Source organism: Rhodococcus sp. NPDC057014 (assembly GCF_042673295.1).
Classification (GTDB): Bacteria; Actinomycetota; Actinomycetes; order Mycobacteriales; family Mycobacteriaceae; genus Rhodococcus_F.
The window spans coordinates 1-7,216 of the sequence record NZ_JBHUSF010000395.1; the positions used below are offsets into that span (position 1 = coordinate 1).

The 7,216-nt window shown below is 69.4% G+C and carries 6 protein-coding genes; 4 read left to right on the forward strand and 2 right to left on the reverse strand.

From position 1 onward, the window contains the following. Together ACFTZB_RS40675 and ACFTZB_RS40680 are read left to right on the forward strand one after the other, a co-directional pair. Nucleotides 1-549 (forward strand): SDR family NAD(P)-dependent oxidoreductase (locus tag ACFTZB_RS40675; protein ID WP_378440857.1); only part of this gene is annotated, 549 nt, incomplete at its 5' end. Further along, nucleotides 546-1,304 (forward strand): SDR family NAD(P)-dependent oxidoreductase, encoded by a 759-nt coding sequence (locus tag ACFTZB_RS40680; RefSeq protein WP_378440859.1) that lies wholly within the window; start codon nucleotides 546-548, stop codon nucleotides 1,302-1,304. The genes ACFTZB_RS40675 and ACFTZB_RS40680, both read left to right, overlap by 4 nt. Nucleotides 1,305-1,319: 15 nt before the next feature. Here ACFTZB_RS40680 and ACFTZB_RS40685 read toward each other — a convergent pair whose 3' ends face one another. Continuing rightward, a complete protein-coding gene (locus ACFTZB_RS40685) occupies nucleotides 1,320-2,915 on the reverse strand; it encodes an alpha/beta fold hydrolase (RefSeq protein WP_378440861.1) in 1,596 nt (531 codons plus the stop codon). Nucleotides 2,916-3,007: 92 nt separating this feature from the next. Then, entirely contained in the window at nucleotides 3,008-4,615 is a 1,608-nt protein-coding gene (locus ACFTZB_RS40690) for an SLC13 family permease (RefSeq protein WP_378440863.1), read from the reverse strand. 245 nt (nucleotides 4,616-4,860) lie between these two features. Between ACFTZB_RS40690 and ACFTZB_RS40695 the strand changes: the two genes are divergently transcribed. Further along, on the forward strand, nucleotides 4,861-6,408 hold the full coding sequence (locus ACFTZB_RS40695) for an amino acid permease (protein ID WP_378440865.1): 1,548 nt from the start codon (nucleotides 4,861-4,863) through the stop codon (nucleotides 6,406-6,408). Nucleotides 6,409-6,445: 37 nt separating this feature from the next. After that, the coding region (locus tag ACFTZB_RS40700) for a transporter substrate-binding domain-containing protein (RefSeq protein ID WP_378440867.1) at nucleotides 6,446-7,216 on the forward strand (771 nt) is incomplete at its 3' end.

Here is a 7,216-nt window from a genome sequence, read left to right on the forward strand (position 1 = left end):
TGCGCGGCACTCGCCGCGGACGTCGTCGAGAGCCACGGCCGGATCGACGTCCTGGCCAACAACGCGGGCATCAACCGTCGCGGCGACCTCCTGTCGCTGACCGAGGACGACTGGTCCGCCACGTTCGCCGTGAACGTCGACGCCCTCTTCCACCTGTGCCGCGCGGTGCTGCCGACGATGATCGAGGCAGGCGGGGGCGCCATCGTCAACACCGCGTCCCAGTGGGGCCTGTACCCCGCCCCGGGGCACGTCGCCTACAACGTCTCCAAGGCCGCCGTGGTCTCCTTCACCCAGAACCTGGCCCGCGACTACGCCCCGCACAACATCCGGGTCAACGCCGTGTGCCCGGGAGAGATTTGCACGCCGATGCTCGAGGCCGGTCTGGCCCGCAAGGGCCTGACGGTCGCCGACCTCGACGCGAAGGTCCCGTTCGGGAGGATCGGGCGGCCCGAGGAGGTCGCCGCGCTCGTCGCGTTCCTCGCGTCGGACGAGGCCCCGTTCCTCTGCGGTGCGGCCGTGGAAATCACCGGCGCGCAGGCTGTCTCGTGAGCGCGCACGCGGCAGGTCCGCTCGCCGGAAAGGCTGTCCTGGTGACCGGTGCGTCCCGGGGTATCGGTGCGGCCACCGCCCGCGTGATCCACCGGGACGGTGGCACCGTCGTCGTGCACTACGCGTCGAATGAGCGTGCGGCGAAGAACCTTGCCGAAGAACTCGGCGGCACCCGGGTGCATCTCGTCCAGGGAGACCTCACCGACCCCGCCGCCACCCGCGACGTGTGGGAGGAGGCGGTGCGTGTGTGCGGGCGGATCGACGTGCTGGTCAACAACGCCGGCGCCTGGATCGCATCCCCGGTCGAGGACGAGTCCGAGTGGAACGAGGGGTGGACTCGCAACCTCGCCTTGAACCTCACCGCGCCCGCCGATCTGACCCGGTACGCGATCATGCACTTCCGCGACCACGGCGGCGGCGCCGTGGTCACCGTCGCCAGCCGCTCCTCCCATCGCGGTGACGACGCCGACCATCTGGCGTACGGCGCCGCGAAGGGCGCGATTATGGCGCTCACCCGAGGCGTCGCCCGCGGCTTCGCCGGCGACAACATCCTCGCGTACGCGGTGGCGCCGGGCTGGGTGGCCACCGATCTGGCCGACGACGCGGTGTCCAGCGGCGCCGCGGCCGCGCTACCCCTCGGCGAGGTCACACCGCCGGAGGACGTGGCCGAGACGATCGCGTTCCTCGCGTCCGGTCGTGCCCGTCACGCGACCGGGACCACCGTCGACATCACGGGAGCCGACTACGTTCGCTGACGGTCCGGACCGGGTTCACAGCGGTGCGGTGATCGGCGCCTCGGGTGCCTCCGTGATGCTCGTGTGCCCGGTCTCGAGGTACTCGGTGACGGCCTGGTCGACGACGGCGTTGCCGCCCTGGATCCCGGCGCCGTGATCGCCACCCCCGACGGTGACGATGTGCGCCCCCATGTCGTGGGCGAGCCGGACTCCGCCCTGATAGGGCGTCTGCGGGTCGCGCAGGCCCTGCAGGACGAGCGGCGCCGTCGCCAGCCCCCGGTTGCTCGACGCGGGCGGTGCGACGACGGGCGGCGCGCCGGCGCAGAACGTTCCGGAGCTGTAGCCGTACCCGATGAGGTCGAAGAGGTCGCCGGTGACGAACGTGGAGAACAGCCAGCCGGGGATGCGGTCCGGCCGGGCCGCGACGGTGTTCTCGTTGCACACCACGAGCGTCTGCATCGTCTGGGCTTGGAGCAACCGCGCGTACTCCTGCTCCGTCAGGTCCTTCAGGCCGGCACCCTCGGGGATCGCGCCGGGTCCGTCGCGGACCACCCGGGCCAGGAGTGGCCAGTTGTTCCGGGCGGGAAGCAGTTGCCGTGTCATCACGTAGATGCCGGACGACGTCTGGGTGTGCGACGGGTTGGCGATGCCCCGGATGAAGGCCTCGAACTGGACCCGGGCGGGCCCGGTCAGATCGACGCCGCCGCGGTAGGCGTCGGCGAGCGATTCCAGGCCGGGCGGTACGTCACCGACCTGGGCCGGCGGCGGCGCGAGTGTCGGGTTGCCGCCCGCCTCCTCGACGATCTGGTCCGACCACCGCTGGTAGACCTTCAGCGGGGTGTCGCCGAGCCCGTACGTGTCGTCGTGGGCGGCGACCCAGTCCATGAGGTCGTAGAAGCGTTCCTTGTAGCCGTCGTTCTGCTGCCACAGCACGTCGTTCCACAGCCACTTCTGGTCGACCGCGGAATCGAGGACCATCCGGCCGGTGTGCTGCGGGAACAGCGTCGCGTAGGTGGATCCGAGGATGGTGCCGTAGGACAGGCCGTAGATGTCGATGACGTCCTCGCCGAGTGCGGCCCGGACCTGCTCCCAGTCCCGAGCGGTGTTCTCGGTCGTCAGGTGCGCCGTGGTTCCCGGCGCCGCGGACTCGCACGCGGCACGCGTTGCGGCGCCGCCGAAGCCGAGGCCCATCGCCGTCGTCTGCTCGGGGGACAGGGCGCAGTCGACGGCGCCGGCGTACGGGAGGCCGCGCGGTTGCACACCGATCACGTCCCACTGGGCGCGGACCGCGTCGGGCAGCACGTCGACGAACATGCTGTTCGAGCCGATCGCGTCGCCGCCCGGCCCACCGGGATTGGTGAACAGCACGCCTCGCCGCGCTCCGGGATCCTCGGCGCGGTGGCGCGTGACGAGGACGTCGATCGTGCCGGCAGCCGGATCCGCATAGTTGCGGGGCACGGTGACCGACCCGCACTGCTCGGACGCCGGATCGAGTTCGTATTCGGCCGGGCAGGGCCCCCAGTCGAGTTGGTCGCCCGGCGCGGGCTGCGCGGCGGCGAGCGGTGCGGCCCCCGCCGCGACGACGATGCTGATACCGACGGCCAGGGCCGCTCGTCCGAAGATCCCCCGCATACTCCGCTGTCCCCTCGTCGTCTCCCGATAGTTCCGCGGCCAGTCTCTCAGATCGCGTCCGCCGCAGCGGCATGTGCGACCGCGTCCGTGCGTCAGCCGGCGCCGAGACCGACGACGGCGACCATCAGTGGCAGCAGGACGATGATCAGGATTCCGCCGATGATGTCGAACGTGATGCCGCTTCGGATCATCGTGGTGATCCGTACCGCTCCGGAGCCGTAGACCACGGCGTTCTGCGGCGTCGACACCGGCAGCATGAAGCCGAACGACGCGGCGAACGTGGCCGCGAGGGCCGGGACGAACGGGTTGACCCCGGCCGCGATCGCCACCGGAATCACGATCGGCACCACGACCGCCGCGGACGCCGTGTTGCTCGTCGTCTCCGACACGGCGATGGCCAGGAGCACGGCGAAGATCGTGATGGCGACGACGCTCGTCAGGCCCAGCGCATCGGCGACGGAGGTGCCGATCGTCTCGGCGAGACCGGTGTCGGCGAGCAGCGACCCGAAGATGATGCCGGTGCCGAACAGGACGATCGTGCCCCAGTCGATCTGCGCCGCATCCCGCCAGCGCAGGGTGAATTCGCGTTGTTCCCAGTCGGTCGGCAGCAGGAACAGCAGCGCCGCCCCGAACACCGCCACCATGCCTTCGTCGAGGCGGTCGCTGATCGTCGCGTAGAGGTCGGAGTCGTTGCCGGCGACCACCGCGACGACGCCGGGCAGGATCCACAGCGTCACCGTGACCCCGAACGCGATGAGCGTGTTCTTCTCGGCCCGCGATAGGGGACCCATCTCGGCGCGCTGCTCCGCCAGGTAGTCGGAGACGCCTTCGATGCGCCGGATCTCCGGTTTGTTCAGGCGCAGCAGGATGAAGGCGAGCGCGATGAACATCACCAGGCAGATCGGGACGGCCATGACCATCCACTGCCCGAACGTGATCCGCTCCCCGGTGGCCTCCTCGATGAGCCCGCGTCCGATCAGGTTCGGGGGGCTCCCGACCGGCGTCAGCAGGCCGCCCACGCTGGCGCCGTACGCGAGCATCAGCATGATCGCGGCGCCGACGCGGAGCCGCAACGGGTCGAAGTCCGGTGCGACCACACCGCGGTTCTGCATCAGTTTGGCGATGACGCCGAGGATGCCCAGGGCCGTCGGCAGCAGCATGGCCACCGTGGCGGTGTTGGACACGAACGCCGACAGCCCGCACGTGATGAGCCCGAACGCGACGATGACGCCGGTGGTGGACTGGCCGACCCGCGGCAGCGTCAGGATCCGGAACGCGAACCGCCGCGCCACGCCGTGCTCGAGCATCGCCTGAGCGAGGATGAACGCGCCGATGAACGTGAAGATCGTCGACGACCCGAACGCGGAGAGGACCTCGTCGGCGGGCGCCACCCCCAGAAACACCACGACGGCCACACCGAGCAGCCCGCCGATCGGGATCGGCACCGCCTCGAACACCCACAGCACGATGACGCCGAGCAGGACGCCCGCCAGCGTCTGCTGGTTCGGCGGAATGTCGAGGGGCAGCGCGAGGAATCCGATGGTGATCAGCGGCGCGAGACAGAGCCCGATCGTGCGGCGGCCCTTCTCGAATCGCTCCTCGGCGGGTGAGAGTTGCTGTTCGCCTAGGCTGCGGTACGTCGAGTGTCCGAGCAACGCCTTGTCGACGTCGGTTCGATCGCCCTGGTTGTCGGTGGTCATGGCGCCTCCCGCGGCGACGTGGATCGGTACGGAAGTAGTACCCGTCGGGAACGGCGTTATGCGCTGGTCCCTCCCCCGCCCCCGGATCTGGCTCTGGGCGGGCGCTGTTTCCGAGTCGTAAGGTGAGGTGACTCACCAAATAAGTGATGTGGATCACACCTGCTCGGTGCCCGCCCTGCACCCCCGTCCGGCGACGGACGGCCGCAGGCAGCCGGCGCGCTCGGTCAACGCCCTCTGGAGGAAATGTGGACAGTACCGTTCCCGAACACACCGACAGTTCCGGTCTCGGAAAAGGCCTGAAACGCCGGCACATGAACCTGATCGCGCTCGGTGGCGTCATCGGTGCCGGGCTGTTCGTGGGCAGCGGCGTCGTCATCGGCGGCGCGGGACCTGCCGCGATCATCTCCTTCCTCATCGCGGGCATCATCACGCTGCTGATCATGCGGATGCTGGCGGAGATGGCGGTGGCCAGGCCGGTGGTCGGATCGTTCTACGTCTACGCCCGCCAGGCGCTGGGGCGTCGGGCCGGGTTCGCGACGGGGTGGATGTACTGGTACTTCTTCGTCATCGTCGTTGCGGTCGAGGCCATCGCCGGCGGCCGGATCCTGCAACTGTGGATCCCGATGGTGCCGCTGTGGATGCTGAGTCTGGGGCTGATGCTGCTGCTGACGGCCACCAACATGGTGTCCGCCCGCTCCTACGGCGAGTTCGAGTACTGGTTCTCCTCGATCAAGGTGGTCGCGATCGTCCTGTTCCTCGGGATGGGCGCCCTCTGGATCACCGGGCTGTGGCCCGATTCGACGCCGGGGCTCGGCAACCTCGTCAGTCACGGCGGATTCACCCCGCTGGGCTGGGGTGCGGTGCTCGCCGCGGTCGTCCCCTGCGTCGCCTTCTACACCGGGGCCGAGATCGTGACGATCGCCGCCGCCGAGTCGGAGGAACCGAAACGTGCTGTCGCCCGGGCCATGCGGTCGATCGTGGCGCGGATCGTGACGTTCTACGTCGGGTCGATTCTCGTGGTCGTCACGATCCAGCCGTGGGATACCGAGAGCGTCGGTGTCAGTCCGTACGCGTCGGTGCTCGAGGTGCTCGGGATTCCCGGCGTCGCCACGATCATGAACTTCATCGTCCTCACCGCGGTACTCTCCTGCCTGAACTCCGCGCTGTACACCACGTCACGAATGTTGTTCGCGCTCACCCGGAACGGCGATGCACCCAAGTTCTTCACGAAGCTCTCCCGCAACGGCGTGCCGCGTCGCGCGATTCTGCTCGGCACGACCATCGGCTACATCTCGGTCGCCTGCACGTACGTGTGGGGCGACATCGTGTTCAACTTCCTCGTCAACTCCTACGGCGCCGTCGCGCTGTTCGTGTACCTGTTGATCGCCGTCTCCCAGGTCGTGCTCCGCCGGCGCCTCGAGCGCGAAGATCCCGCGGCACTGCAACTTCGGATGTGGTTGTTCCCCTGGCTGAGCTACGCCACCATCGCGCTGATGGCCACGGTCATCCTCGCGATGGCCTTCCTCCCGAGCACCCGCTCGCAGTTCCTCATGAGCGGTCTGACGTTGATCGCCATCCTGGTCAGCTTCGAGGTGCGCAAGTGGCTCGGCAGGGCAGGCGTCGACGACGAATCGCTGTCCGCCGCTCCCCCGGTCGGTTCGGCGGACGAGTCGGTCTCGCAGGCCGAGAAGCGCATCGAGGCGGTGGAGACGCTCGGCGGCTCGGACATCGAACTGGCCGCGGCGGCGCAACAGGAGCCGAATTCTCCTCGCCACCACCGGAGGCAGTCGTGAACACCCGTGCCGTGACCTGATCGAACTGTGACAGCCGATGACCAGATCGTGGAGACGAACCCCGGCCGGCCCGCTCCTGCGGTGCCGGGCGGGGCTCGTCGCGGCAGTGTCTCTGTGTGTGGTGGGTGTGGCGTGCGCGGCTCCGTCGGCGCTGCCCCCACCCCTCGCCGGCGACTATTCGCAGTACTCGCTCCCGGACGGTGCCGAGATCCTGCCGCCGACGGCTGTCGTTCCGCCGCGCCCACCGGATCCCTCCTCGTGCGGCGCGCTGTCGAGTCTGCGGCCCGACCCCGGTCTGCGGCCGGAGACGACGCCGCCGGGGTCGGCGCTGGCCGCGATCGTCGCGCGGGGACGGCTGATCGTCGGAACCGACCAGAACACGAACCTGTTCAGCTTCCGCGACCCGTCGACCGGCACGCTGTCGGGGTTCGACGTGGACCTGGCGCGGGAGATCGCCCGCGACCTCTTCGGCGACCCCGACAAGGTGGAATTCCGTCTGCTGACGTCGGCCGGCCGCTTCGACGCACTGGAACGGAACGACGTGGACCTGGTGGTTCACGCCACGTCCATCACGTGCGAGCGCGCCACCCGGGTCGGATTCTCGTCCGTGTATTTCGAGGCGTTCCAGCGCCTGCTCGTACCGGAGGGGTCCGGCATCACTTCTCCCGCGGACCTGGCCGGCAAACGGGTGTGCACGTTCATCGACACCACGTCGCTCGCCACGATCCAGCGGGTGTCGCCGAACGCCACGATCGTGGCCGTCCCCGACTGGGACGATTGCCTGACCACGCTGCAACTGGGCCAGGCC

Coding starts and splice junctions, on each gene's coding strand:
- ACFTZB_RS40685 (WP_378440861.1), bottom strand. CDS start 2,915: ATGCGGGGGATCTTCGGACGAGCGGCCCTGGCCGTCGGTATCAGCATC.
- ACFTZB_RS40690 (WP_378440863.1), bottom strand. CDS start 4,615: ATGACCACCGACAACCAGGGCGATCGAACCGACGTCGACAAGGCGTTG.